This window comes from Microbacterium sp. F2E, assembly GCF_020905435.1.
GTDB classification, from domain to species: Bacteria; Actinomycetota; Actinomycetes; order Actinomycetales; family Microbacteriaceae; genus Microbacterium; species Microbacterium lacticum.
Genome location: NZ_JAJJIB010000002.1, coordinates 186012 through 211809, shown reverse-complemented (window position 1 = coordinate 211809; position 25798 = coordinate 186012). Strand labels below are relative to the sequence as shown.

General features: G+C 71.2%; 22 protein-coding genes. 8 read left to right on the top strand and 14 right to left on the bottom strand.

The features are described from left to right. Nucleotides 1–94 precede the first annotated feature (94 nt). The 3 genes from LOK55_RS03210 to LOK55_RS03200 all read right to left on the bottom strand — a co-directional run bounded on the left by LOK55_RS03210 (nt 95) and on the right by LOK55_RS03200 (nt 2484). Nucleotides 95–760, bottom strand: coding sequence for a spermidine/putrescine ABC transporter substrate-binding protein (locus LOK55_RS03210; RefSeq protein ID WP_229934205.1), 666 nt, complete (start codon nt 758–760; stop codon nt 95–97). Between the two features lie 107 nt (nt 761–867). After that, nucleotides 868–1338 (bottom strand): DUF6121 family protein, encoded by a 471-nt coding sequence (locus tag LOK55_RS03205; protein ID WP_229934204.1) that lies wholly within the window; start codon nt 1336–1338, stop codon nt 868–870. Between the two features lie 75 nt (nt 1339–1413). After that, complete coding sequence (locus tag LOK55_RS03200) at nt 1414–2484, bottom strand: ABC transporter (RefSeq protein ID WP_229934203.1); 1071 nt, start codon at nt 2482–2484, stop codon at nt 1414–1416. A gap of 183 nt (nt 2485–2667) precedes the next feature. On the opposite strand from LOK55_RS03200, the gene LOK55_RS03195 reads away from it, so the two are divergent. After that, entirely contained in the window at nt 2668–3324 is a 657-nt protein-coding gene (locus tag LOK55_RS03195) for a hypothetical protein (protein WP_229934202.1), read from the top strand. Between the two features lie 16 nt (nt 3325–3340). Here the strand turns inward: LOK55_RS03195 and LOK55_RS03190 are convergent, their stop codons facing one another. From LOK55_RS03190 to LOK55_RS03180, 3 genes are all read right to left on the bottom strand, one after another. Beyond that, nucleotides 3341–3955, bottom strand: a complete 615-nt coding sequence (locus LOK55_RS03190; RefSeq protein ID WP_196324622.1) for a hypothetical protein — start codon at nt 3953–3955, stop codon at nt 3341–3343. A gap of 146 nt (nt 3956–4101) precedes the next feature. Beyond that, nucleotides 4102–7977: a DNA-directed RNA polymerase subunit beta' gene (rpoC, locus tag LOK55_RS03185; protein ID WP_229934201.1), complete on the bottom strand. Its 3876-nt coding sequence runs from the start codon at nt 7975–7977 to the stop codon at nt 4102–4104. Between the two features lie 47 nt (nt 7978–8024). Next, complete coding sequence (locus LOK55_RS03180; RefSeq protein ID WP_229934200.1) at nt 8025–11525, bottom strand: DNA-directed RNA polymerase subunit beta; 3501 nt, start codon at nt 11523–11525, stop codon at nt 8025–8027. Between the two features lie 275 nt (nt 11526–11800). Here LOK55_RS03180 and LOK55_RS03175 point away from each other — a divergent pair, with 275 nt between their 5' ends. The 3 genes from LOK55_RS03175 to LOK55_RS03165 all read left to right on the top strand — a co-directional run bounded on the left by LOK55_RS03175 (nt 11801) and on the right by LOK55_RS03165 (nt 13842). Continuing rightward, complete coding sequence (locus LOK55_RS03175; RefSeq protein WP_229934199.1) at nt 11801–12661, top strand: spermidine synthase; 861 nt, start codon at nt 11801–11803, stop codon at nt 12659–12661. 100 nt (nt 12662–12761) lie between these two features. After that, nucleotides 12762–13289 carry a hypothetical protein gene (locus LOK55_RS03170; RefSeq protein WP_196324626.1) on the top strand — a complete coding sequence of 176 codons (528 nt, stop codon included), beginning with the start codon at nt 12762–12764 and terminating at the stop codon, nt 13287–13289. Nucleotides 13290–13338: 49 nt separating this feature from the next. Then, nucleotides 13339–13842, top strand: coding sequence for a SprT-like domain-containing protein (locus tag LOK55_RS03165; RefSeq protein WP_196324627.1), 504 nt, complete (start codon nt 13339–13341; stop codon nt 13840–13842). Between the two features lie 56 nt (nt 13843–13898). Here the strand turns inward: LOK55_RS03165 and LOK55_RS03160 are convergent, their stop codons facing one another. Next, the gene (locus LOK55_RS03160) at nt 13899–14558 is read right to left on the bottom strand and encodes a 2-phosphosulfolactate phosphatase (protein ID WP_229934198.1); all 660 of its coding nucleotides are present in this window, start codon (nt 14556–14558) and stop codon (nt 13899–13901) included. Nucleotides 14559–14630: 72 nt separating this feature from the next. Between LOK55_RS03160 and LOK55_RS03155 the strand changes: the two genes are divergently transcribed. Then, nucleotides 14631–15191, top strand: a complete 561-nt coding sequence (locus tag LOK55_RS03155; RefSeq protein WP_229934197.1) for a hypothetical protein — start codon at nt 14631–14633, stop codon at nt 15189–15191. A gap of 189 nt (nt 15192–15380) precedes the next feature. Here the strand turns inward: LOK55_RS03155 and LOK55_RS03150 are convergent, their stop codons facing one another. The 5 genes from LOK55_RS03150 to LOK55_RS03130 form a co-directional block, all read right to left on the bottom strand. Further along, entirely contained in the window at nt 15381–16871 is a 1491-nt protein-coding gene (locus tag LOK55_RS03150; RefSeq protein ID WP_374107611.1) for an FtsX-like permease family protein, read from the bottom strand. 8 nt (nt 16872–16879) lie between these two features. Further along, the gene (locus LOK55_RS03145) at nt 16880–17641 is read right to left on the bottom strand and encodes an ABC transporter ATP-binding protein (protein ID WP_196324630.1); all 762 of its coding nucleotides are present in this window, start codon (nt 17639–17641) and stop codon (nt 16880–16882) included. 137 nt (nt 17642–17778) lie between these two features. After that, on the bottom strand, nt 17779–18438 hold the full coding sequence (locus LOK55_RS03140) for a response regulator transcription factor (protein ID WP_229934196.1): 660 nt from the start codon (nt 18436–18438) through the stop codon (nt 17779–17781). Further along, nucleotides 18435–19664 (bottom strand): sensor histidine kinase, encoded by a 1230-nt coding sequence (locus LOK55_RS03135; RefSeq protein ID WP_229934195.1) that lies wholly within the window; start codon nt 19662–19664, stop codon nt 18435–18437. Before LOK55_RS03135 ends, LOK55_RS03140 begins: the two co-directional genes overlap by 4 nt. A gap of 144 nt (nt 19665–19808) precedes the next feature. After that, nucleotides 19809–20264, bottom strand: a complete 456-nt coding sequence (locus LOK55_RS03130; protein ID WP_268252210.1) for an Lrp/AsnC family transcriptional regulator — start codon at nt 20262–20264, stop codon at nt 19809–19811. 71 nt (nt 20265–20335) lie between these two features. On the opposite strand from LOK55_RS03130, the gene LOK55_RS03125 reads away from it, so the two are divergent. Further along, nucleotides 20336–21721 (top strand): DUF6421 family protein, encoded by a 1386-nt coding sequence (locus LOK55_RS03125; protein ID WP_229934194.1) that lies wholly within the window; start codon nt 20336–20338, stop codon nt 21719–21721. Further along, nucleotides 21714–22391: an SDR family NAD(P)-dependent oxidoreductase gene (locus tag LOK55_RS03120; protein ID WP_229934193.1), complete on the top strand. Its 678-nt coding sequence runs from the start codon at nt 21714–21716 to the stop codon at nt 22389–22391. The genes LOK55_RS03125 and LOK55_RS03120 overlap by 8 nt, the downstream gene beginning before the upstream one ends. Nucleotides 22392–22397: 6 nt before the next feature. Here the strand turns inward: LOK55_RS03120 and LOK55_RS03115 are convergent, their stop codons facing one another. Next, nucleotides 22398–23900, bottom strand: a complete 1503-nt coding sequence (locus LOK55_RS03115) for an MFS transporter (RefSeq protein ID WP_374107607.1) — start codon at nt 23898–23900, stop codon at nt 22398–22400. Between the two features lie 83 nt (nt 23901–23983). Here LOK55_RS03115 and LOK55_RS03110 point away from each other — a divergent pair, with 83 nt between their 5' ends. Continuing rightward, the gene (locus tag LOK55_RS03110) at nt 23984–25063 is read left to right on the top strand and encodes a low specificity L-threonine aldolase (protein ID WP_229934192.1); all 1080 of its coding nucleotides are present in this window, start codon (nt 23984–23986) and stop codon (nt 25061–25063) included. Between the two features lie 43 nt (nt 25064–25106). Here LOK55_RS03110 and LOK55_RS03105 read toward each other — a convergent pair whose 3' ends face one another. Further along, entirely contained in the window at nt 25107–25721 is a 615-nt protein-coding gene (locus LOK55_RS03105) for a GNAT family N-acetyltransferase (RefSeq protein WP_229934191.1), read from the bottom strand. Nucleotides 25722–25798: the final 77 nt, after the last annotated feature.

The following is a 25798-nucleotide window of genomic DNA, read 5'->3' as shown; positions in this document are numbered from 1 at the left end:
TCTGATGTTCTCGCCTCCGGCCTCTTCGAAGACCCGGTAATGCTAACAAAACGGCGGTCGCCGCCTCGCCCCGCGAGGCGGAGGCGGGTCGCGGCTACCGCTCGGTCAGACCCGGGTCGCCGTTCGGGTCGAACGGCGCGTCGAGCGAACGCGTCAGCTCTTCGAGCATCGCCGCGATCTGCGGCTCGACGTACTGGCCGACGGCCGCCTGGATGCGCAGGCGATGGTGCAGCAGCACGGCGCACACCTCGCGGCCGATCAGGTTGGCGTAGTCGTCGGCGAGCCCCACCTCCTGCCGCAGCGCCGCCTTCGCCTCGTCGGTGAGCGGCGGAAGCTCGGGGATGTCGGCGTCGACCTCGGCGGCGAGGCCGCCGATCGTGAACAGGAACGGCGCACCCGGCACCGGGTCGGGGTCGAGCGGCAGCCCCTCGAACTCGGGGTCGAGCCCCTCGCTCGGACGGTAGCTGCGGGCGCGGTTGCGCGCGGCCTGCTGGTCGAGCTCGGCCTGCAGCATCGGCAGGTTCCGCGACGTGTACTCGGCGACCGCGTGGTCGATGATCGTCTTCACGCGGGTCGACAGCCCGTGCTGCACCCCGTGCGGGACGTCGGCGCCGAGGCCGGCGGCGGACAGCACGGGCGACCCGATGCAGCGGCGGCAGGGGGCCACCCGCCCGCGGTGGGTGGCCGGCTCCCATCGGGGCAGCCAGCGCAGCCAGGCATCCACCGCCTGGCTGACCTGGGTCTCGAGCGACCGCTCCACGGCTCCATTGTCGCCCGTGCGGCGCCGATCCGCCGGGATTTCGCGAGATTCGGCGGCGGGCGCCGCCGACGAGCGCGCGGCCGACCTCAGTCGGGGCGCGGCCGACCTCAGTCGGAGCGGTCTTCCCAGGGCCAGCGCGGCCGCCCGGCGCGGGTGCGCACGAGCGCGACGGCGGTCCAGCCGGCGATGAGGGCGGTGGATGCCAGGACCACCGCGAACCACGAGGTCGCGAAGGCGCCCGCGGCGGCGAGCGCGCGCGCGAGGTCGATGCCGCCGAACATCGCTCCGACGAGCAGGCCGAGGAGGTAGGCGAGGAAGGTCGCGACGACCACGAGGACGACGCCGCCGTAGCCCGGTTCGGGGCGCCGCACGACGGCCCATGTGGCGAGGACGAAGGCGATCACGGCGAACGCCACCGCGAAGGCCCCCGGGAGCGGGCCGAGCCCCGGCACCGCGACGACCTCGGCGCCGGTGAGCAGGCTCAGCATGCCGAACCCGGCGATCAGCAGCGCGAAGAACCCGATCGTGCCGAACGCCAGCGCGACCAGCGGGGTCACGCCCGGACGAGCGTCAGTCACGATCTTCCGCCGGTGCCCGGAGTCAGGATCGCTCGGATGGTGCGCCTCGGATGCTCGTGCTCGCCCGTGTCGCGCTCAGCCCTGGTGGAGGCGTGGGCCGGCCTCGAGCGTGCGCTCGTATTCGCGCTGCGCCTCGCGGTTCAGCTCGCTCACGCGCTTGCCGCGCGCGGCGACCCAGCCGCCGAACCAGATCGTGAGCTCACGCCCGAGCACGAACGCGACGATCGCGAGCGGCGCGAGCAGCTGGCCGCGCACGACCTCCTCGCCCTGACTGGCGGTCAGCTGCCAGAACGGCGCCTGGAAGAGCTGACCGAGGAGATGTCCGCCGTAGGAGGCGAGCCCGACGAAGAGACCGAAGATGACCCAGTGCGCCCAGCTGCCGCGGTTGATGATCGCGCCGAGCAGCCAGAACGCGAGGTAGAACACCACGACGGGCACCCAGAACCACCAGGAGCCGAGTGCGGCGAGCGCCTCGGTGCCGACGTTGGCGCCGGTCACGTCGCCGTCGAGGGCGCGCAGGCCCAGCGCAGCTGCGAGGTAGAGGATGCCGAAGACGACCGCGGCGAGCAGACCGATGAGCCCCGCCGCGGCACGGTTGCCGCGCGGACGCGGCGCCTCGGGCGCCTGCACGAAGATCGGCTGCGGGGTCGAGGTCTCGACGACCGGCGTCACGACGGGCGCGACGACGGCGGGGGCGACGACCTCGGTGGCGGCGTCCTGCGATGCGGCGGGAGTGACGACCTCGGTGGCGGCGGCGGAGGAGTAGTCGCCCGAGGAGTACGCGCCGGGCGTGTACGTCTCGTCGACCGGGTCGTCGGCGTACAGGCTGCCCGCGGCGGGCGCGGCGGTCGTCGCCGGCTCGACCGGGTGCGCAGCCGTGGCGTCGTGCGCAGCCGTGGTGTCGTGCGCGGCGGAGTCGTGGGCGACGGTGGCGTCGTGCGCGGCGCCGTATCCGGCACCGTCGTCGACGACGCGCTCGTGCGCGGCGGCCTCGCCCGGAGTCACGTCGCCCTGCGCGGCCTCGCGCGAGGCGGCCTCGGCGTCGGCCAGGCCCTCGTGGGCGCGCGCGACGGCCTCGTCGGCCGACGTCGCCTCGCCGTGCGCGGTGCTGTCTTCGACCGGCTCGCCGTACTTGTGGTCGCTCATGGCGTGTGCTCCTCACGCGGGGCACGTGCCGCCGCACAGTGAGCGTAACGCGCAGGTCCCGCCGCGACCGGGAGGCACCGCGCCGTGTCTGCGAGGAAGGGATGCCCGCGCCACCGCGCCACCGTGTCACCGCGCCACCGTGTCACGCCGGGCGAACCCGGCCCCGCTGTCTATCGTGGAGGCATGCCGCACCGCCTCCGCCCGCACGCCCGTCCGACGGCGCGGGCCTGCCTCGCCGTCGGTGTCGTGGCGCTGGCCGCGGCCCTGGTGACCGGCTGCGCCGGCACCCCCGACCCGAGTCAGTCGGAGCCGACGGCATCATCGGATGCCTCGGCATCCGCGGCGGCCACCCCGACCCCGGGCCCCTCGCTCGCGCCGTTCCCGATGGGACCGTCGACCTCGACGACGGCGCTTCCCGCCGACCTCCCGCAGGGGTGCCGCGACCTGCTCGACGCCGACGTGCTCGCTCAGCTCGACGGGGTGCCGCTGAACGCCGAGGGCATGGGCGGGGGCATCCGTTCCGACAGCTCCCGCGTGTGCGTCTGGGGCGAGCCGGGTGCCGCGGCGACGTGGCTCGTCACGGTCACCGGCTACTCGCCCGACCGCGAGGCGCGCGACGCGCTGTACGAGCTCGGCAACGAGGGCTACACGTGCTACGAGCCGCGTGGCGGCATCCGCTGCGAGTCGACGTGGGAGAGCGGCACCCTCCCCCTGCAGCAGGGCCGCACCCTGTTCTACCGCGACGGCGTGATCGTCGACACGCAGTTCTCGAACCTCGCGCCGGCGGGGTACACCGACTCGGTCATCGACGCGCTCTGGCCCGCGGCCACCACGCCCTGATCCTGCCGACGCGCGCTCAGCCCCAGATGCGGTCGCCGGTGCGGCTGACGTAGCCGGCCGGATGCCACGCCGACTCGCTCGTCGACAGCCACAGTCCGCCCCCGGCCTCGATCGTCTCGGTGAGGTCGCCGTCGGTGCGGGTGCAGCGGGTGCGCTCGTCCACGCTCTCGCACGTGAATCCCGAGCCCGGCAGCGCCGCCGCCGCGATCGCGCCGGCGTCGGGCGGCACCGTCGCGAGCGTCGTCGAGACGGTGCCCGCGTCGGCGTGCCAGAAGCAGGTGAGCTGCACGTCGGGCGAGAGCGCGGAGACGAGGGCGGTCGCGGTGGTGACGGGGGCGTCCTTCGACGGCGTCAGCACGGCGCCGCGGGTGAAGCGCATCGTCGCCCACAGCGCCTCGTCGTAGAGCGCGGGGCACTCCGTGGGCAGCGCGCCCTCCTCGCCCGCGGCGACGGGCGCCGACGTCGGGGCGGTCTGCGAGGTGCCCTGCGCGGTGTCCACGGTGGTGCCGAACCAGGTCATGGAGGCCGGGATCAGCGGCAGGGCCAGCGCGGCGAGCACGCCGAGGATCGCGAGGCAGCCGACGCCGACCACCCACGCGAACGCGGCATTCCTGCCTCCGACACGAGCCATGCCCTCACGCTAACCCGCCGCCGTGCGCCCCTCCCCGCACGCGCCCGCGAGCCGCCCAGATCGAGGGAGACCCGCCCGGAACCCCACCCGCAGACGCCGAAGGACCCCGGGATGTCCCGGGGCCCTTCGGTGCGATCAGACCAGGCTCAGTTGTAGGTGCCCGGCGTGAAGTCGTCGGTGGTGAAGCTGTCGAAGTCGACGTAGCTCAGGTCGTCGCCCGAGTACGCGCCGTCCGAGGCGAAGATGCGGTTGGGGTACCGCTCGCTCTTGGCCTCCTCGGTCGCCTCGACCGTGACGTTGCGGTACTTCGCAAGCCCGGTTCCGGCGGGGATCAGCTTTCCGATGATGACGTTCTCCTTGAGGCCGACGAGCGGGTCGCTCTTGCCCTCCATGGCCGCCTGCGTCAGGACACGCGTCGTCTCCTGGAAGGATGCCGCGGACAGCCACGACTCGGTCGCGAGCGACGCCTTCGTGATACCCATCAGCTCGGGGCGACCCGACGCGGGGCGCTTGCCCTCGGCCACGGCCTCGCGGTTGATCTGCTGGTAGCGCTTGAAGTCGACGAGCTCACCCGGCAGCAGCGTCGTGTCGCCGTGATCGACCACGGTGACCTTCCGCAGCATCTGACGGACGATGACCTCGATGTGCTTGTCGTGGATCGGCACACCCTGCGAGCGGTACACGCCCTGCACGCCGCCGACGAGGTACTTCTGCACCTCGCGGGCACCCTGCACACGCATGACCTCCTTGGGGTCGAGCGTGCCGACCAGGATCGGCTGGCCGACCGTCACGTGCTGGCCGTCCTCGACCAGCAGCGTGGCGCGCTTGAGCACCGGGTAGACGTGCGGCTCGTCGCCCGAGTCGGGCGTCAGGATGACCTTCTTGGCCTTGTCGGTCTCGTCGATCGTGATGCGGCCGTCGGCCTCCGCGATCGGCGAGGCGCCCTTCGGGGTGCGCGCCTCGAACAGCTCCTGCACGCGCGGCAGACCCTGGGTGATGTCGTCGGCCGAGGCCGAACCACCCGTGTGGAAGGTGCGCATCGTCAGCTGCGTGCCGGGCTCACCGATCGACTGGGCGGCGATGATGCCGACCGCCTCGCCGATGTCGACGAGCTTGCCGGTCGCGAGCGAACGGCCGTAGCACTTCGCGCAGACGCCGACCGCCGAGTCGCAGGTGAGAACCGAGCGGACCTTGATGGTCTCGACACCGGCATCCACCAGCTTGTCGATCAGCACGTCGCCCACGTCGTCGCCGGCCGAGGCGACGACCTCGCCCGAGGGGGCGACGACGTCCGCAGCCAGCGTGCGGGCGAACACCGAGTTCTCGACGTTCGCGTCGCGCACCAGGGTGCCGGAGGCATCCGGAGCGGCGATCGTGAACTCGAGGCCCTTCGTCGTGCCGCAGTCGTCCTCACGGATGATGACGTCCTGCGAGACGTCGACCAGGCGACGGGTCAGGTAGCCCGAGTCGGCGGTCCGGAGGGCCGTGTCGGCGAGGCCCTTACGGGCACCGTGCGTCGCGGTGAAGTACTCCGCCACCGACAGCCCCTCGCGGTACGAGGAGATGATCGGACGGGGCATGATCTCGCCCTTGGTGTTGTTGACGAGGCCTCGGATGCCCGCGATGTTGCGGATCTGCAGCCAGTTACCACGGGCGCCCGAGGACACCATGCGGTTGATGGTGTTGTCCGCGGGGAAGTTCGCCTTCATCGCGGCCTGCACCTCGTCGGTCGCCTCGGTCCAGATCTTGATCTGCTCCTGACGACGCTCGGCGTCGGTCACGAGACCCTTCTCGAACTGGGCCTGGACCTTCTGCGCCAGCTTCTCGTACTTGGCGATGATCTCGGCCTTGTTCGGGGGCGTGAGCACGTCCGAGAGCGCGACGGTCACACCCGAGCGCGTGGCCCAGTAGAAACCGGCGTCCTTGATGCGGTCGAGCGAGGCCGCGACCTCCACCTTCGGATACTCCTCGGCGAGCTTGTTGACGATCTGCGACAGCTTGCCCTTGTCGGCCTGCTCGCGCACGAACGGGTAGCCCTTGGGAAGCGTGTCGTTGAAGATCGCCTGACCGAGCGAGGCATCCACCAGGCCGTGACGCTCGTAGCCCTCGGGCGCTTCGCCCTCGAGGAACGTCAGTCCGGGGATCCGGATGCGCGCCTTCGCCTGCAGGTCGAGGGTGCCCTCGTCCTTCGCGAGGATCGCCTCGCCGACCGAGCCGAACACACGACCCTCACCGGCAGCGCCCTCCTTGACCGTGGTCAGGTGGTGCAGACCGATGATCATGTCCTGCGAGGGCAGGGTCACCGGGCGGCCGTCGGACGGCTTCAGGATGTTGTTCGACGCGAGCATGAGGATGCGCGCCTCGGCCTGGGCCTCGACCGACAGGGGCAGGTGCACGGCCATCTGGTCACCGTCGAAGTCGGCGTTGAACGCCGCGCAGACGAGCGGGTGCAGCTGGATCGCCTTGCCCTCGACGAGCTGCGGCTCGAAGGCCTGGATGCCCAGGCGGTGCAGCGTCGGTGCACGGTTGAGCAGCACGGGGCGCTCGCGGATGATCTCCTCGAGCACGTCCCAGACCTCGGGACGGGTGCGCTCGACGGCACGCTTGGCGGCCTTGATGTTCTGCGAGTGACCGAGGTCGATCAGGCGCTTGATGACGAACGGCTTGAAGAGCTCGAGCGCCATCTGCTTCGGCAGACCGCACTGGTGCAGCTTCAGCTGCGGACCGACGATGATGACCGAACGGCCCGAGTAGTCCACGCGCTTGCCGAGCAGGTTCTGGCGGAACCGGCCCTGCTTGCCCTTCAGCATGTCGCTGAGGGACTTCAGGGCGCGGTTGCCGGTGCCGGTGACGGGACGACCACGACGGCCGTTGTCGAACAGCGCATCGACGGCCTCCTGCAGCATCCGCTTCTCGTTGTTGACGATGATCTCGGGGGCACCGAGGTCGATCAGCCGGCGGAGACGGTTGTTGCGGTTGATGACGCGGCGGTACAGGTCGTTCAGGTCGCTGGTGGCGAAGCGGCCACCGTCGAGCTGGACCATCGGGCGCAGCTCCGGCGGGATCACCGGGACGACGTCGAGCACCATGGATGCCGGGGACATGCCCGTCTGCAGGAACGAGTTGACGACCTTCAGGCGCTTGATCGCACGGATCTTGCGCTGGCCCTTGCCCTCGGAGATCTGCAGGTGCAGGGACTCCGCCTCGGCGGCCAGGTCGAACGCCTGCAGGCGACGCTGGATCGACTCCGCGCCCATGTAGGCCTCGAAGTACTGACCGAAGCGGTCCTGCAGCTCCTGGAAGACGTCGTCCTCCTGCTTGAGCTGGCCGACGGAGAGGTTCCGGAACTCGTCCCACATGCGCTCGAGCTTGGCGACCTGGTCGTCCGCGTTCTTGCGGATCGACGCCATCTCCTTCTCGGCGGCGTCCTTGACCTTCTTCTTCTGGTCGGCCTTGGCGCCCTCGTTCTCGAGAACGGCGAGCTCCTCCTCCAGCTTCGCCAGGCGAGCCGCGACACGCGAGTCACGACGGTCGGCGAGATTCTTGATCTCGAGGCGCAGGTTGGCCTCATGCGTCGGCAGGTCGCGGTGACGGGCCTCTTCGTCGACCGAGATCACCATGTAGGCGGCGAAGTAGATGACCTTCTCGAGGTCCTTCGGCGCCATGTCGAGCAGGTACCCGAGGCGCGAAGGCACGCCCTTGAAGTACCAGATGTGCGTGACGGGGGCGGCGAGCTCGATGTGGCCCATGCGCTCACGGCGCACGGACGACTTCGTGACCTCGACGCCGCAGCGCTCGCAGACGATGCCCTTGAAGCGCACGCGCTTGTACTTGCCGCACGCGCACTCCCAGTCGCGAGAGGGGCCGAAGATCTGCTCGCCGAACAGACCGTCCTTCTCGGGCTTCAGGGTGCGGTAGTTGATGGTCTCCGGCTTCTTGACCTCGCCGTACGACCAACGACGGATGTCGTCGGCGGTGGCAAGGCCAATGCGAAGCTGATCGAAAGTGGTGGACTCGAGCACTGGTTCTCCTGTGTCGGAATTCTGTTGTCGGATGCCGGGGTGCGAGGTCAGATCTCGTCGATCGACGAAGACTCGAACCGGCTGGAGATGTTGATGCCGAGCTCCTCCGCCGCGCGGTAGGCCTCGTCGTCGGTGTCACGGAGGTTGACCGCCGTGCCGTCGGCCGAGAGCACCTCGACGTTCAGGCAGAGCGACTGCATCTCCTTCATGAGCACCTTGAAGGACTCGGGGATGCCGGGCTCCTGGATGTTCTCACCCTTGACGATCGCCTCGTAGACCTTGACGCGTCCGACGATGTCGTCGGACTTGATCGTGAGGAGCTCCTGCAGCGCGTACGCGGCGCCGTAGGCCTCGAGGGCCCACACCTCCATCTCGCCGAAGCGCTGGCCGCCGAACTGCGCCTTACCACCGAGCGGCTGCTGGGTGATCATCGAGTACGGGCCGGTCGAACGGGCGTGGATCTTGTCGTCGACCAGGTGGTGCAGCTTCAGGATGTACATGTAGCCGACCGAGATGGGCGCCGGGAACGGCTCGCCGGAGCGGCCGTCGAACAGCTGCGTCTTGCCCGACGAGTCGATCAGTCGCTCGCCGTCGCGGTTGGGCAGCGTCGAGTCGAGCAGACCCGCGATCTCGGCCTCGTACGCACCGTCGAACACCGGGGTGGCGACCTTGGTGCCGGGGGCTGCCTCACGGACGGCCTCGGGCAGGTGCGCGGCCCACTCGGGGTTGCCGTCGACCTTCCAGCCCTGCTTCGAGATCCACCCGAGGTGGGTCTCGAGCACCTGGCCGAAGTTCATGCGGCCGGGGATGCCGAGCGGGTTCAGCACGATGTCGACGGGGGTGCCGTCGGCAAGGAAGGGCATGTCCTCGACGGGGAGGATCTTCGCGATGACGCCCTTGTTGCCGTGGCGGCCGGCGAGCTTGTCTCCCTCGGTGATCTTGCGCTTCTGGGCGATGTAGACCACGACCCGGCGGTTGACGCCCGAGCCGAGCTCGTCGTCGCCGTCCTCGGCGTTGAACTCCTTGACGGCGATGATCGTGCCCTGCTCGCCGTGGGGCACCTTCAGCGAGGTGTCACGGACTTCGCGGCTCTTCTCGTTGAAGATGGCGCGCAGCAGGCGCTCCTCGGCGCTCAGCTCGGTCTCGCCCTTGGGCGTGACCTTGCCGACGAGGATGTCGCCGGGACGCACCTCGGCACCGATGCGGACGATGCCGCGCTCGTCGAGGTCCTTCAGCAGGTCGGGCGCGACGTTGGGGAGGTCGCGGGTGATCTCCTCCTTGCCGAGCTTCGTGTCCCGAGCATCCACCTCGTATTCCTCGATGTGGATCGAGGAGAGCGTGTCGTTCTTGACGAGGTCCTGGCTGAGGATGATCGCGTCCTCGAAGTTGTGACCCTCCCACGTCATGAATGCGACGAGCAGGTTCTTGCCGATCGCGAGCTCGCCGTTCTCGGTGGCGGGGCCGTCGGCGATGACCTCGCCGACCTCGACCCGGTCGCCCGCCGAGACGATGACGCGCTGGTTGTAGGAGTTGCCCTGGTTCGAGCGGTCGAACTTGCGCAGGAAGTAGTCCTTCGTGCCGCCCTCGTCGAGCTGCACGGTCACGACGTCGGCCGAGACCTCCATGACGACACCGGCCTTGTCGGCGGTGACGACGTCACCGGCGTCGATGGCGGCGTAGCCCTCCATACCCGTGCCGACGAACGGCGAGTCGCTGCGCAGCAGCGGCACAGCCTGACGCTGCATGTTGGCACCCATGAGGGCGCGGTTCGCGTCGTCGTGCTCGAGGAACGGGATGAGCGAGGTGCCCACCGACACCATCTGGCGCGGCGAGACGTCCATGTAGCCGATCTCGTCGGCGTGGAACAGGTCGACCTCGCCGCCCTGGCCGCGACGGGCCAGCACGCGCTCGGTCGCGAACGAGCCGTCCGCCTTCAGCTCGGCACCGGCCTGGGCGACGATGTAGTCGACCTCGTCGGATGCCGTGAGGTAGTCGATCTTGTCGGTGACCTTGCCGTCCTCGACGCGGCGGTACGGCGTCTCGATGAAGCCGAACGCGTTGATGCGCGCGAACGAGGCGAGCGAGCCGATGAGGCCGATGTTCGGGCCTTCCGGCGTCTCGATGGGACACATGCGGCCGTAGTGCGACGGGTGCACGTCACGGACCTCGACGCCCGCGCGCTCACGCGACAGACCGCCGGGGCCGAGGGCCGAGAGGCGACGCTTGTGGGTCAGACCCGCGAGCGGGTTGTTCTGATCCATGAACTGCGACAGCTGCGACGTGCCGAAGAACTCCTTGATCGCGGCCACGACGGGGCGCACGTTGATCAGGGTCTGCGGCGTGATCGCCTCGATGTCCTGCGTGGTCATGCGCTCGCGGACGACGCGCTCCATGCGCGACAGACCCGTGCGGACCTGGTTCTGGATGAGTTCGCCGACGGCGCGGATGCGGCGGTTGCCGAAGTTGTCGATGTCGTCGGTGTCGAGACGGATCTCGGCGGCCTGGCCGCCGCGGATGCCCGGGATCGAGGCATCCCCGCGGTGCAGGGCCACGAGGTACTTGATCGTCGCGACGATGTCGTCGACCGTGAGCACCGAGTCGCTGAGCGGCTTGTCGAGGCCCAGCTTCTGGTTGATCTTGTACCGGCCGACCTTGGCGAGGTCGTAGCGCTTCGGGTTGAAGTAGAAGTTGTCGAGCAGCGCGCGGGCGGCCTCGGCGGCGACCTGCTCGCCCGGACGGAGCTTGCGGTAGAGGTCGCGGAGGGCGTCTTCCTTCGTGAGGATCGTGTCCTTCGACAGCGTGTCCTCGATGGAGTCGTAGCCGGCGAACTCGTTCAGGATGTCTTCGCTGGACAGGCCGAGGGCCTTCAGGAACACCGTGACCGACTGCTTGCGCTTGCGGTCGATGCGCACGCCCACCTGGTCGCGCTTGTCGATCTCGAACTCGAGCCACGCACCGCGGCTCGGGATGACCCGCGCCGAGACGATGTCCTTGTCGCTGGTCTTGTCGGGCGTCTTGTCGAAGTAGACGCCGGGGCTGCGGACGAGCTGGGAGACGACGACACGCTCGGTGCCGTTGATGATGAACGTGCCCTTGCCGGTCTGCAGGGGGAAGTCGCCCATGAAGACCGTCTGGGTCTTGATCTCGCCGGTGAGGTGGTTCATGAACTCGGCCTCGACGTACAGCGGGGCGGCGTAGGTCTTGCCGCGCTCCTTGCACTCCTCGATCGAGTACTTCTCGGGCTCGAGGTACGGGTTCGTGAAGCTGAGCTGCATCGTCTCGCCGAGGTCTTCGATCGGCGAGATCTCCTCGAAGATCTCCTCGAGGCCGCTCGTCTCGGGCACGTCGGTGCGGCCTTGAGCCTTCGCCTCGGCGACGCGAGCCTTCCAGGCGTCGTTCGCGACGAGCCAGTCGAAGGACTCCGTCTGCAGCGCCAGAAGGTCGGGGACCTCGAGCGTGTCGGTGATCTTCGCGAACGACAGACGCGATGCGCCGCGGCCGTTCTTGGGGGTGGTGGTGGAATTGGTTGCGTTGCGCGCAGCAGCCAAGGGGATTACCTCCGTGAGCCCGGGTAGGGGCCGGTTTCCTTGTCGTCAGGTGGAGTGCTCCGTTCCCACGCCCGCCACGCGCCGCCGGGTCTTACGAACGGCGGGGTATCTGCAGGCGCACGCCGACCACCATATGAGGGCATGAGGGAAGGGAGCGCAAAGACCCACTATAGCCCGCGCGACGCGCCATGGCAAGCAGAATCCTTGACGAGTTTCGACGGCTACGGTATAACCGCGCGAAAGCGCACATTCGCGGAGGCGCTAGCGTGGAGCGCATGGCCCGCGCCCACGTCGAACAGCCCGCCCAGGCGCGCCTCGGCGACGGCAGCATCGCCCGCGTCGTGCCGAGCCGGTTCGCGGGCGGCTTCGAGCTCGAGGTCGCCGGCACGCCCCAGTCGCACGTCGATCTCGACGATCCGACGCACCTGCACTTCGAGTACGTCGCGCGCATGGCCGCCGTGATCGACCGGCTGCGGATGCCCGGGCAGCCGCTCACCGCGATCCACCTCGGCGGCGGCGCCCTCACCCTCCCCCGCTACCTCGCGCACACCCGGCCCGGCTCGCGCCAGCAGGTGATCGAGCTCGAGCAGCCGCTGATCGATCTCGTCCGCGCCGAGCTGCCGCTGCCGCGCGGCGCGCAGGTGCGGGTGCGGATCGGCGACGCGCGCGAGGTCGCCGCGAAGCTCCCCGCCGGACTGCAGGGCGCGGCCGACCTCGTCGTCTCCGACGTGTTCGCCGGCGCGCAGACCCCGGCCCACCTGACGACGCTCGAGTACTACCGGGTGCTGGCGGGCCTCCTCGCCCCCGGCGGCGTGCTGCTCGTCAACGTCGCCGACGGCGCGGGTCTCGCCTTCGCCCGGCGCCAGGTCGCGACCGTGCGGGCGGTGCTCGGCGAGGTGATCGTGCTCGCCGAGGTGCAGACCCTGAAGGGCCGGCGCTTCGGGAATCTGGTGATCGCGGCATCCGCCGACCCGCTCCCGGTCGAGTGGCTCCCCCGCCTCATGGCCGCGGGGCCGCATCCGGCCAAGGTCGCCCAGGGCGACGAGATCGACGCGTTCGTGCGGGGCGCCGCGGTGGTGACCGACGCCGACGCCACCGCGTCGCCGAAGCCGGCGGCATCGCTGTTCGAACGCTGAACCGCTCGTTCTGGGCGGCGCGCCGAGGCGGCTCGGCCGCTCGGCGAGAAGGCGGGTGAGACTGGGAGGGCGAACCGCACGTGCGCGAAGGGGGATGCCGGTGAGCTACATCCAGGGATACGACCCGCAGACCCTGCGCGAGATCGTCGACGTGCCGCAGTGCCGTGAGCGCCTCGCTGATCTCGGCGACCAGCGGTCGCTGCCGGCACTGCTCGAGCGCGTGTGGCTGCTGAAGGTCACGGGCGAACTCGACGACGCGCTGCGCGTCTCGGAGCAGTCGGTGCGCGTCGCCCGGATGGGCGGCCCGCGGAAGGACCTGCTGCGCTCACGGGTGCTGCACGCGACCGTGTTGCAGTGCCGGGGCGCCTACGCGGCCGCGATCCAGGAGCTGACCACGTGCGCCGAAGAAGCCGAGGGGCAGGGCTGGGCGGCGCTCGCGGCGTTCGCCTACCAGCACCGCGGAAAGGTGTTCTACGACACCGACGACTTCGTCAATGCGCGGGCCGATTTCAAGCGGGCGCTGTTCCTGCGGCAGGAGGCGGGGGCTCCCGAGGACGAGCTCGAGTCGACCCTCGTCGCGATCGAGGCCGCCGAGCGACGCCGTGCAGGTGCACCGGTCGCCAGCTGAGTGTCGTACGTCTGTTCTAGCTTTTCGGACATGACCGTGAAGCACCGAGATGTCTGACCTGCAGGCCGTGCGCCGCGAGGCCGAGAGCCTGATCGCTGCGCACCTGGATGCCACGTGGTCGTTCGCGTTCGACAACGCCAAGCGTCGGGCGGGTGCCTGCGACTACACCCGGCGGCGCATCACCGTGTCGCGGTACCTGAGCGCCCGCTACGACGACGAGACCAACCGGCAGACCCTCTTGCACGAGGTCGCGCACGCCCTCGCGGGCGCCCGCGCCGGGCACGGCGCGGCGTGGAAGCGGGTCGCGCGCTCGCTCGGCTACACGGGCGGCACGACCCACCACGGCGAGACGGCGACCGAGCTCGCCCCGTGGGTGGGCGTGTGCCCCAACGGGCACGTCGCCTACCGGCACCGCCGCGCGACGCGGGCGACCTCGTGCGCCCTCTGCTCGCCGACCTTCGACACGAGCTACCTGTTCACCTGGACGCGACGCGAGATCACGCCCGCCACGCGCCTGGCCGCGATGACCCCGCGGGACGCGCCCCGGCGATGAGGGCGCGGGGCTGAAGCGGTCTGGGGCCGGTCGGGGTCTTGGCCGGCGGGCGCCGGTCAGAGCGCGACGAAGACGCCTTCGCGCAGCACGGGCACGGAGGTCGAGGCATCCAGCTCGGCCGCGGCGCGCACCTCGTCGTGGGCGCCGCGCTCGGCGAGCTCCTGCCCCGATCCGCTCGCGGCGAGGAGGTGCCGCGTCGCGGCGCGGAGCCCCCGGAACGCCTCGCCGGCGGCCGCAGCCTCGGGGGAGGTGTGGTCGATGCCGCGCACGCCGAGGGCGTCGACGATCGCGCCGGCGCCGAGCAGGTCTTCGACCGCGAACCGGCGAGCGGTGCGGGAGGTGGCGGCACCCGCCTCGGCGGGGACGAGCTCGCCGCCGGCGATCAGCGCGATGCTCGTGCGCGCGCCGCGGCGGCGCTGCTCGTCGGCGATGGCCTCCGCGACCGCCGACGCGTTCCGCAGGCATCCGAGCAGCACGATCGGTGCCGGATCGAGCGCGGCGGCCGCGCGGGAGATCGCCGTGCCGTTCAGCGAGACGGCGTGCGCCGCGGCATCCAACGGCACGGCGCCCCCGGCCGCGACGCGCGTCGTCACGGTCGACGAGAACCGGAGCACGTCGACCACGACGACGACGTCGGATGTCGCGAGCCGCGCGAGCCCGTCGTCACCCCATTCGAGGCGCACCTGATACCGCGACTGATCGAAGGGGGAGCTCACCCTTCCAGGCTAGGCGCCGTCGCCGGGTTCCCTCGCCGTCGACTTCCGAGGGCGCGGTGCGAGACTGGGCGCATGCGGATCATGCTGAAGCTCATCCTCGACTGCGACGCCGACGCCGCCTGGCGGGCGCTCCACTCGCCGCGCGCGATCGCCGATCTCTACGGACCACTGCTCGATCTCGCCCCGATGGACGCGGCGGGCATGCCCACGCGCCTCGAGCCGGGCGCCGACGTGCCGGTGCGGATGACGCTCGGCGCGGTGGGCGGCGACGTCTCGCGCGGCGGCCTCCCCCTCGGCGATCAGCTGATCCACGTGAGCGAGCGCACCGTGCGCGACGCCCGCGGCACCGTGCGGATCTTCCGCGACAGCGGCATCCCGCTCACCGGCCCGCTCGCCGCCCTCGACGTGTGGGACCACCAGATGGCGGTCAGTCCCGCGCCGGGCGACGGCACCCGCACGCTCTGGCGTGAGCGCCTCGTGATCGGCGGCCGAGCGGCGCCGGCCCTGTGGCCCGTGCTGTGGGCGACATGGCAGTGGCGCGGAGCGCGGCTGCAGAGCCTCGCGCGCACGTGGGCGCACGACCCCGAGCTCGCCGGCGGCGCGGCTGACGACGCCGCCGAGGACGCTCGGTAACGGGGTACGGCCGGGACGTCCGTCCGCCGCAGACGACGTCCGCCGCAGAAGACGTCCGCCGCGGAAGACGTCTGCCGCGGAAGACGTCTGCCGCACAAAACAGGGATGCCGCGGTCGAAGTCTGCCCGCGGCATCCCGCACACGGCGCATCGCGCAGCACCCGAAGCCGCGAAGCGATGCCGCCGGGATCTATTCGGCCAGCGCCTCGACGGCGGTGACCCGGGTCGCCAAACGCGTGGGCACCACGGCCGCGACGACGGTGAGCACCGCGGTGGCGCCCACGACGACGAGCACCGGCAGCCAGGGCACCGCCGGCGCGACCAGCGTCGGCGCCTCCCACGCGGGCGGCACGCGCACCGCGCCGAGGAGCGACTGCGCCGCGATCCAGCCGTAGAGGATGCCGAGGACGAGGCCGAGCGCGAGCGACGTGATGGTCACGTGCACGGCTTCGAGCAGCACCACCCGCCGCACCTGCCGCGAGGTCAGCCCGAGCGCGCGCAGGAGGCCCAGCTCGCGCCGACGCTGCACGACGCCGATCGTCAGGAGGTTCACGAGACCGACGGCCGCGATGACCGCCGAGACGGCGACGAGGCCCATCATGATGGCCGCGAAGGTGTCCATGAACTGGTTCATCTCCGCGGGCGGCTCGCCGCCGGCCGAGGCGGAGAGCACGGCCTTCACCGACTCGTTCGCCACGGCGAACATCACGACGAGGCTGACGCCCATCACGACGCCGATCGCCATGCGACTCGACCGCTCGGGGTAGCGCAGCGCGTTCTCCGCCGCGAGACGCGCGGCCGCCGACCGGCCGAACAGGCGCCCGGTGAGGCGCAGCAGCGGCGGCATGATCAGGACGGCGGCGAGCGCGAGCCCGGTGAACGACAGCACTCCGCCGAAGAACGCGACGACGACCCCGAGCGGGCTGACGAGTCCGACCGCCACGCCGAGCGCGAGCAGCGCCGCGCCGAAGAGGAGGAGCAGGATCGCGCCGACGCGGCGTCCGCGCGCACCGGCGAGATCGTCGTGCGAGCGGGGCGTCGACCCGGAGATCGCCTGCAGCGGCGTCACCGCGAGCACCCGCCGCGAGCCCGACCAGGCGCCGGCCCAGGTCGTCAGCGCGACGACGACCGCGGGGATGACGAGAGTCGGCTGCAGCACGGCGTAGTCCGAGGTGATGCCGAGCGAAGCATCCGCCCACCGCAGCAGCACCGCGGCGGCGGCGGTCCCGCTGACGAGCCCGATCACGGCGCCGATGACGCCGACGGCGAAGCCCTGCCCGGCGACCGTGCGACGCTGCGAGCGCGCGGTCGCGCCGATGAGGCGCAGGAGCGCGATGGTGCGGGTGCGTCCGGCGATGATCGTCGCGAACGTGTTCGCCGTCACGATCGACGCGACGTAGACCGCGACGCCGACGAGCAGGACGCTCAGCACCCCGATGATCGCCGTCACGGTGTCGCTGCCGCCGAGCGTCGGGTCGGCCGCGAGCCAGGCGCCGATGTAGCCCGTCGCGCTCACGAGCAGCACGCCGAACGCCGTCGAGATCGCCGCGACGAGCACCGTGGCGCCCATGCCGCGCTCGCGCAGCCACGCCCCCGAGCCGGCCCCGCGGGGCGCCGCGCTGCGGGATCCCACGTCGGGGGATGCTGAGGTTCGCGGCGCGGCGGGCGCCCGCCGCGTCACGGGGGCGCTCACGCCGACACCTCGGCCGCGAGCATGAACGCCGCGATCTGCTCGGCGCTCTGGCGCGGCTTGTCGGCGACGACGCGGCCGTCGCCGAGGAAGAGCACCCGGTCGGCGTGCGAGGCGGCGACGGCGTCGTGGGTGACCATCGCGATCGACTGACCGTGCTCGCGGCTGGCCGCGGCGAGGAGCGTCAGCACCTCGCGCCCGGCGCGCGAGTCGAGGTTGCCGGTCGGCTCGTCGGCGAAGACGAGGTCGGGCGCGGTCGCGAGGGCCCGGGCGATCGCGACGCGCTGCTGCTGACCGCCGGACAGCTGGTGCGGGCGGTGGTTCAGCCGGCCGCCGAGCCCGAGCGTGTCGACGAGACCGTCGATCCGTGCGCGCTCGAGCGCGGTCGGGCGACGCCCGTCGAGGTCGAACGGCAGCAGGATGTTGCCGATCGCGTCGAGGGTCGGGACGAGGTTGAACGCCTGGAAGACGAAGCCGACCCGCCGGCGGCGCAGCAGCGTCAGTTCGAGGTCGGACAGGCCCGTGATCTCGCTGTCGCCGATCCAGGCACGTCCGGATGTCGGGGCATCCAACCCCGCCATGATGTGCATGAGCGTCGACTTGCCCGAGCCGGAGGGCCCCATGATGGCGGTGAACTCGCCGCGACGGATGCCCACGGTGACGTCGTCGAGGGCCGCGACCGAGGTCTCACCCGCGCCGTAGGTCTTGCTGAGGTTCTGCACGCGGGCCGCGAGCCCGAGCTGAGTGGTCGTGATCTCCATGCCTTCGACGCTACGAACACGGCGGCATCGCGCGCGTCGGTCTGCGGGTCGCACTCCCGTACATCTCGAGGATGATCTCGCCACGCCCTGAGAAACCACTTCGCGGGCGGCGGGGGCGAGGCGGGGCGGGCGCGGGGTCAGGCGAGGCCGTGCTCGAAGGCGAAGACGACCAGCTGCACGCGGTCGCGCAGACCGAGCTTGGCGAGGATGCGGCTGATGTGCGTCTTCACCGTCGCCTCGGAGAGGAATTCGCGCTGGGCGATCTCGGCGTTGGAGAGTCCGCGGGCGGCGAGCGCGAAGATCTCGCGCTCGCGCTCGGTCAGCTCGGCGTAGGAGGGCGGCACCTCCGCGGTCGCGGGGTCGGCAAAGTGGGCGAACAGGTCGCGCGTGGCCGATGCGGCGATGACGGCCGACCCGGCGTGCACGGTGCGGATCGCGGCGAGGAGGAACTCGGGGTCGGCGTCTTTCAGCAGGAACCCGCTCGCCCCCTGCTGGATGGCGCGGGCGGCCGCCTCGTCGAGGTCGAACGTCGTCAGCATGACGATGCGGGGCGGCGCGGCGCCCGGCGCCCCGTCGGCGAGCAGCTCGGCGGTCGCGGCGAGGCCGTCGATCACGGGCATCCGGATGTCCATCAGCACCACGTCCGGCCGCGCGGCGCGCACGACGCGCACGCCTTCGGCCCCGTCGCCCGCCTCGCCGACGACTTCGAGGTCGGGCTGCGAATCGATCACCATGCGGATGCCGGCGCGGAAGAGCGCCTGGTCGTCGACGAGCACGACGCGGATCGGTTCGGTCATGCGCCGCCCTCCCGGGGAAGCGCGGCGCGCACGACGAAGCGGCCCGCACCGTCGGGGCCGGCTTCGAGGGTGCCGCCTACGAGCTGCGCGCGCTCGCGCATGCCGATGAGCCCGTGCCCGCGCGCGGCGCCGTCGGGCGCGGCCGCCGCACCGATCGGGTTGGTCACGACGACCTCCACCCGCTCATCGTGCCACGAGAACCGCACGTCGACACGGCCGCCGCGGGCTCCCCGGTCGCCCACGGCGCCGTGGCGGAGGGCGTTGGTGAGCGCCTCCTGCAGGATGCGGTAGACCGCCAGCTGCAGGGATGCCGCGGTCTCGCCACGCGGCATCGGGTCGACCTCGACGGCGAGGTCGACGCCCGCCGCACGCACCTGCGCGTAGAGCTGTTCGAGGTCGGCGAGGCTCGGCTGCGGCCCGTCGGCCTGCGTGTGGCGGAGCTGCGTGAGGAGCATGCGCACATCGGCCAGCGCAGCGCGCGCGGTCTGCGAGATGGTCCCGAGCGCGCTCGCGGCGGCGTCGGGATCGGCGGCCGCCGCGTAGCGCGCGCCGTCGGCCTGCGCGATGACGACCGCGAGCGAATGGGCCACGACGTCGTGCATGTCGCGGGCGATGCGCGTGCGCTGCGCCTCGGCGGCGGCCTCGGCCTCGGCGAGCTGCTGCGCGTGCCAGTTCTCGCGGGCACGGATGCCGGTGCGGACGAGCGCCCCGATGGTCCAGGCGAGCAGCAGCGCGAGTGCCGACGCGACGAAGGTCATCACGAAGGCGAAGACGAGCGTCGCGACCGAGGAGGGTTCGCGGTCGCCGGCGACCTGCACGAAGCCCGGGACGATGAGGTACAGCGTCATCGCGGCGGCGCCGCCGAGCGCCGAGGCGAAGCCCGCCCAGAACACCCGTCGGGTGCCGTAGGCGGCGGTGGTGTAGAGCACGGCGAAGATCGCGAGGTTCGCCGGCAGCGGCGGCAGCCCGGTGGCCATCTGCACGAGCGCCGCGCCCCACGAGATCGCGAGGGCGAGGGCCGGCGAGCGGCGTCGCAGCGCCAGCGCGACCGCAGAGACCGCCGTCAGCAGCACCGCCACGACGGCCGCCACCCGCTCGTCGACGACGCCCCACCTCACGCCCGAGGATGTCCACAGGATCAGCGTCGCGGCGAGCGCGAACAGCCCGAACAGGGCGGCGACGACGATGTCGACGCGCTGCTGCGTGCGGATGAGCGGGCGGAACACGCTTCGACGCTACGCGAGCGGGCGCGGCGCGGCATCCGCCGCGGGATGTATCCGCCGTCGCGCGGACCGCGTGCGGCGGGCGCGGGCGCGCGGGCTGAGGCTGGCGCTGGGGCTGCCGGCGGTCGTGGCGGGCGGCTCCGCGGATCAGGCGCCCGCGGCGGGCACGAGCGGCCGGTGCTCGTAGAAGGTCTGCAGCACGACGGTGGTGCGGGTGCGCACGCCCGCCGCGTGGCGGATGTCGCGCACGAGGTCTTCGAGGGCGCGCGGCGAGGCGACGCGCGCGAACAGCATGTAGGCGGCGTCGCCGGCGATGGAGTGGCAGGCCTCGATGGCGCCGAGGTGCTCGAGGAGCTCCGGCGCATTGTCGGGCTGGGCGGGGTCGAGCGGCGTGATCTCGATGAAGGCGGCGAGCGGACGACCGACCGCCTCGGCGTCGACCGTGGCGCGGTAGCCGGTGATCACGCCGCGGGCCTCGAGACGCTTCAGGCGTGCCTGCACCGCCGACACCGACAGGCCGACCGCGGCGGACAGGTCGGCGAGCGTCGCCCGACCGTCGCGGGACAGCTCGGCGACGATTCTGGTGTCGACAGCGTCTTCCATACATGAAATACTAACGGCATTCTTACGCTCTCGCAGGAAATATTCCTGCACATCGTCGATCGGAGGTTCACATGTCGCTCGCCACTTCGTCCGCGACGTCCATCATCGGAGAACCCGAGGTCGTCGAGGACGGCCGATCCCTCGACCAGCAGCCCGCGTGGCTCGCGCTGAAGACGGCCGCCACGTCGCTGCACGACCTGCAGGCGCAGGACGGATCGATCCCCGACGGAGGCGACCACGAGCGCGCACGCGCGCTCGCGGCGACGATCACCGCGGCGATTGGCGCGCTCGCACCGCTCTTCCCGCACGACGAGGCCTACCTCGCGGCATCCGTCGTCGATGTCGACCGCTGGGCGGACGGCGGCTTCGGCGTGCCCGACTTCCTCGACTCGCTCGTCGCGTTCCAGCCGCAGCAGCACCGGGTCGACGGGCTGGCGCACCTCGTGGTCTTCCCGATGTACACGCAGAACGGCTCGCGCAATCGGTTCGTCGAGGCGGTGCTCTGCGAGGTCATCTGGCCCGAGCTGATCGCCGACATCGAGCAGACCTACACGAACGGCCTGTTCGTGAGCCTGCGGCTGATCGACTTCACGCCGGGCTACGACACGAACTCGGCGGTGCTCTTCCCCGAGACCGTCGCGATCCGCGAGATCCCCGCGTTCACCTGGGGCGCGATCTTCCAGGACCGCGAGGCCGCGCGCTTCCGCCGCGTCGTCGGCGCGGCGGCCGAGGTCACGAAGCTCGACGTACCCGAGGGCACGGCGCGCCTCCTCGCCGACCAGCACCTCGCCGAGGAGACGTTCGTCATGTGGGACCTCATCCACGACCGCTCGCACATGCGCGGCGACCTGCCGTTCGACCCGTTCATGATCAAGCAGCGGATGCCGTTCTTCCTGTATTCGCTCGAAGAGCTGCGCTGCGACCTGACGGCGTTCCGCGCGTGCGTCGCGCTCGGCGAGGGCGAGGGTGAGATCGCCGATCGCGCCCGGCTCGTGCAGCAGGCCGTGATCTTCGACCGGATCTTCCGCTTCGCGATCACCGGCTCGCGCGTGCGCAACTACGACGGTCTCGGCGGGCAGCTGCTGTTCGCGTGGCTGCATCAGCACGGCGTGCTGCACTGGACCGACACGCAGCTCGCGTTCGACTGGAACGAGGTGCCCGCCGCCGTCATCGCGCTGTCGGATGCCATCGACCGCCTCTACTGGGAATCGATCGACCGCCCGAAGGTGGCGCACTGGCTCGCAGCATACGACCTCGTGCGTTCGGTCGTGACGCCGCACCCCGCCTCTCAGTGGGCGCGCGGCCTGCCCGACGACGTTCTCGCGGGAGCGCCGAAGGGCTACACCGACGCCGTGCTCGACGACGAGTTCCCGCTGTCGATGTTCTTCGAGGCGCTCGACAAGAAGATGCAGGGCGTCATCGCCTCCACGGCGGGGATCACGGGGCGGGATGCCTGAGGCGCAGGCCGGCGTGCGGGGCCGCACGGTGCTCGTGGCGGGGGCCACGAGCGCCAGCGGCCACGCCGCCACGGGCGCGCTCATCGCGGCCGGCGCGACGGTGATCGCGGCCGGCCGCGACGAGGCCCGACTCGCGCCGCTGGGGGCGCTCGGCGCGCGCACCGCCGCTCTGGACCTCGCCGACGCCGCCTCCGTGGAGGCGTTCGCAGAACAGGTGGATGCCGAGGGCGTGCGCCTCGACGGGATCGTGCACCTCGTCGGCGGGTGGCGCGGCGGGGGCGGTCTGACCGGACAGACCGACGCGGACTATCGCGCGCTCGAGGCGGGGCTGACCGCGCTCCGCCACGTCACGCGGGCTTTCTGGGACGACCTCGTCGCCTCTCCCGCGGCGCGGGTCTCGATCGTGTCGTCGACGGCCGTGGCGCGCCCGCTGGCCGGCGGCGCGAACTACGCCGCCGTGAAGGCGGCGGAGGAGACGTGGGTGCGCGCGATGGCGCAGGGTTTCGCGAAGGCGGCGCGCGAGGCCGGGGACCCGCTGCGGGCGGCGGCGGTCGTGTTCCGCGTGCGGGCGCTCGCCGGCCTCGAAGACGATCTCGCGGCGCGGGTCGTGCGTCTGTGGGATGCGGCGGCGGACGAGATCAACGACACCGTGATCCCGCTCGGGGACTGATCCGGATCACTCCTGACTCGACACGCCCCCGCGCGCCTGCGCCGCGGACGCGGGACCGGGTGGGCGTGCGGGCGGCTCGGCGCTGCCCGGCGCATCCGAGGCATCCAACCCCTCTGCGTCGGAGCCCTCCGGCCCGGCGACCGTCTCGGGAGCAACGGCGTACTCCGCCGACAGCGTGCGGTAGACGCGGGTCGTCGAGGCGAGGATCGCGGCGATAACCATCGCGATGCCCGCGAAGACGAACACGAGGGCGATGCCGCGCGCCTCGCCGTCGCCGAGCAGCCAGCCCCAGGCCTGCCGGCCCGCGTCGGTCTCGAGGTACGGGATGATCCAGAACTGCGCGATCGGGGCGATGAGGAACGAGGTGATGGGCGCTGCCGAGACCTCGAGCGCGGTCGCGGCGCCGAACACGCGCCCCTGCTTCTCGAACGGCACGACCTTCTGGATGACCGTCTGCTCGGCCGACTCGACGACCGGGATGAGCATCATGTAGAGCCAGATGCCGCCGGCGTAGAGCCACCACCAGTCGCGCAGTGTGAAGACGGCGCCGAGCACGCCCATCAGCGCGACCGCGAGCAGCAGAGTGCGGATGGGATTGCGGCCGAGTCCCTTCGCGGCGACGACGGCGCCGCCGATGATGAAGCCGGTCGACGACACGGCGAGGACGACGCCCCAGATCTCGACGGGGAACAGCTCCAGCCCGTACGGGTCCATGAGGGCCATGTACACGCCGCCGATGAGGTTGTTGAACGTCGAGAAGATGATGAGGGCGAACAGTCCGGGAACGGCGCGGATCGCCGCGACCGCGCCGCGGACGTCGACGAACGCCGCCTTCTCCGTTCGCTCCGGGTCCTTCTCGGGGATGCGCAGCGCGAGCAGGTGCGCGAGCGCGACGACGGTCAATCCGATCGCGATCGCGAGCGTCCATCCCATGCCGAGGAGGCCGACGGAGAAGCCGGAGAGCACGCTCGTGACGAGGAACGCGAGGCCGCCCACGGTGCCGACGAGTCCGTTGGCGTTCGCGTGCCGCTCGGTCGGGACGAGCAGGGTCACGGTCGTCGACAGCGCGATGTTGCGGAGGTTCTCGACGACGGCGCCGGCGAGGATGATGCCGCTGAACAGCCAGAACCACGGCGCACCGAGGTCGAGTAGCTCCGCCTCGGAATGCGACAGGTACAGACCGCCCGCGGCGGCGAACGCGACGAGCGAGAAGAGCGCCGAGACGACCATCACCCGATGCTTGCGATGCCGGTCGACGAGCGTGCCGAACACCATGCCGAAGACCGCCAGCAGGAGCATGTAGGCCCCGCCGATGATGCCCGTCGCGAGCACCGATCCGGTCTCGAGGTAGACCCAGAAGGTCAGCGCGAACCACAGGTAGCTCGTCGTGATGTTCGCGGCGGCGGTGTTGACGAGCACGTGCAGGAACGTGCGCATGCCGTTCGGCGGCACCGTGCGCGCGGCCGCCGCCGACGCCTCCGGCACGCTCTCCCCCGGCTCCTCGGACATGCCAACACGGTAGCGCCGCCCTCCGACATCGGACACCCCTGGCGTCGGACAGAGCCCGGACGCCCGAACTAGGCTGGATACCCGTGACCACCCTGCATGACACCGCCGTCCGCGGCTTCGCCAGTGACAACTACTCCGGCGTGCACCCCGAGGTACTCGCGGCGATCGCCGCCGCCAACGACGGGCACCAGATCGCCTACGGCGAAGACGCCTACACCGCCCGTCTGCAGGAGGTGTTCGCCCACCACTTCGGCGAGGGCGTAGAGGCCTTCCCCGTCTTCAACGGCACGGGCGCGAACGTCACGGGGCTGCAGTCGATGCTGCCGCGGTGGGGCGCCGTGATCGCCGCGTCGACCGCGCACATCAACGTCGACGAGGGCGGGGCGCCCGAACGCGTGGCCGGCATCAAGATCCTGAACGTCCCGACCGACGACGGAAAGCTGACGCCCGAACTCGTCGACCGCGAGGCGTGGGGGTGGGGCGACGAGCACCGCGCCCAGCCGCTCGTCGTGTCGATCACGCAGTCGACCGAGCTCGGCACGCTCTACACTCCCGGCGAGATCAAGGCTCTCGCCGACCACGCGCACGAGCGCGGCATGCGCCTGCACCTCGACGGCGCGCGCATCTCGAACGCCGCGGCGGCCCTCGACCTGCCGCTGCGCGCGTTCACGACCGACGCCGGCGTCGACGTGCTGAGCTTCGGCGGCACGAAGAACGGCGCACTCGGCGGCGAAGCCGTCGTGGTGCTCGACCCCGAGGCATCCGACGGCCTGCTGTTCCTGCGCAAGCTCAACATGCAGCTCGCCTCGAAGATGCGGTTCATCTCGGCGCAGCTGATTGCCCTGCTCGAGCCCTCGACCGATCCCGCCGGCGAGCTGTATCTGCGGAACGCCCGGCACGCGAACGCGATGGCGGCGCGGCTGCGCGCCGGGGTCGAGGCGGGGATCGCCGACGGCTCGATCGCGGGCGTCGCCTTCAGCCAGCCCACACAGTCGAACGGCGTGTTCGCGACCCTGCCGGTGGGCGTCGCCGACGAGCTGCGCAAGGCGTTCCGCTTCTACGACTGGGACGCGTCGAAGAACGAGGTGCGCTGGATGTGCTCGTTCGACACGACCGAAGACGACGTCGACGCGTTCGTCGCAGAGCTCGCCCGGCTCACCTGAGGCCTTCGCGGGGTCTGCGGCCGCGCCCGCCTCGTTCGAACCGTTACTCGGCACGGCCTCGGAACGTGGAGACGGGGCCGAACGTAGACCACCCGAGGGTCTCGTAGAGCTTGCGTCCGCTGACGCTCGCCGTGAGGACGCCCGTCGTCGCGTGATGGTCCGCTGTCCAGGCGGCGAGGCCTGTCATGACCTGGCGTCCGAGGCCACGGCGGCGGAACGCGGGCATGGTCTCGATGCGATCGAACACCGCGTGATCCGCCTGCACAGCCACTTGGCCGCGCGCAGCCAGCTCCCCGTCGATATCGATTCGCGCATGGGCGACCGGACCGTCATGCTCGATCACGACACCAGCGGGAACGCTGCCCGGCTCCACACGTGCGGTCATCATGCATTCACTCCCGGACACGCGGTCGAGAGAACCCACAGCGGCACCTACGGACGCATGAATCTCGCCGATGAACGTCAGCCACACGTCGGAGGCGGTCGTCGCCTCGACAAGGCGGTGGGCTTCCGCAAGCGACGGGTTCGTAGCGATGCGCTCCTGAGAACGAGTCTCTGCCGCAACGTCGACGAGCCAGCTCTCACCGTCCCGACTCCACGACATCTGCCGGGAAAGACACCACCCCGTCACCCATCGCTCCACCAATGCGCTCGTCATCGTCGTCCTTTTCGTCTCGTCAGGGGCAGGTGGCGCGGACCAGCGGCCTTTCGCTGACCTACCGTCAGCTAGCGGAC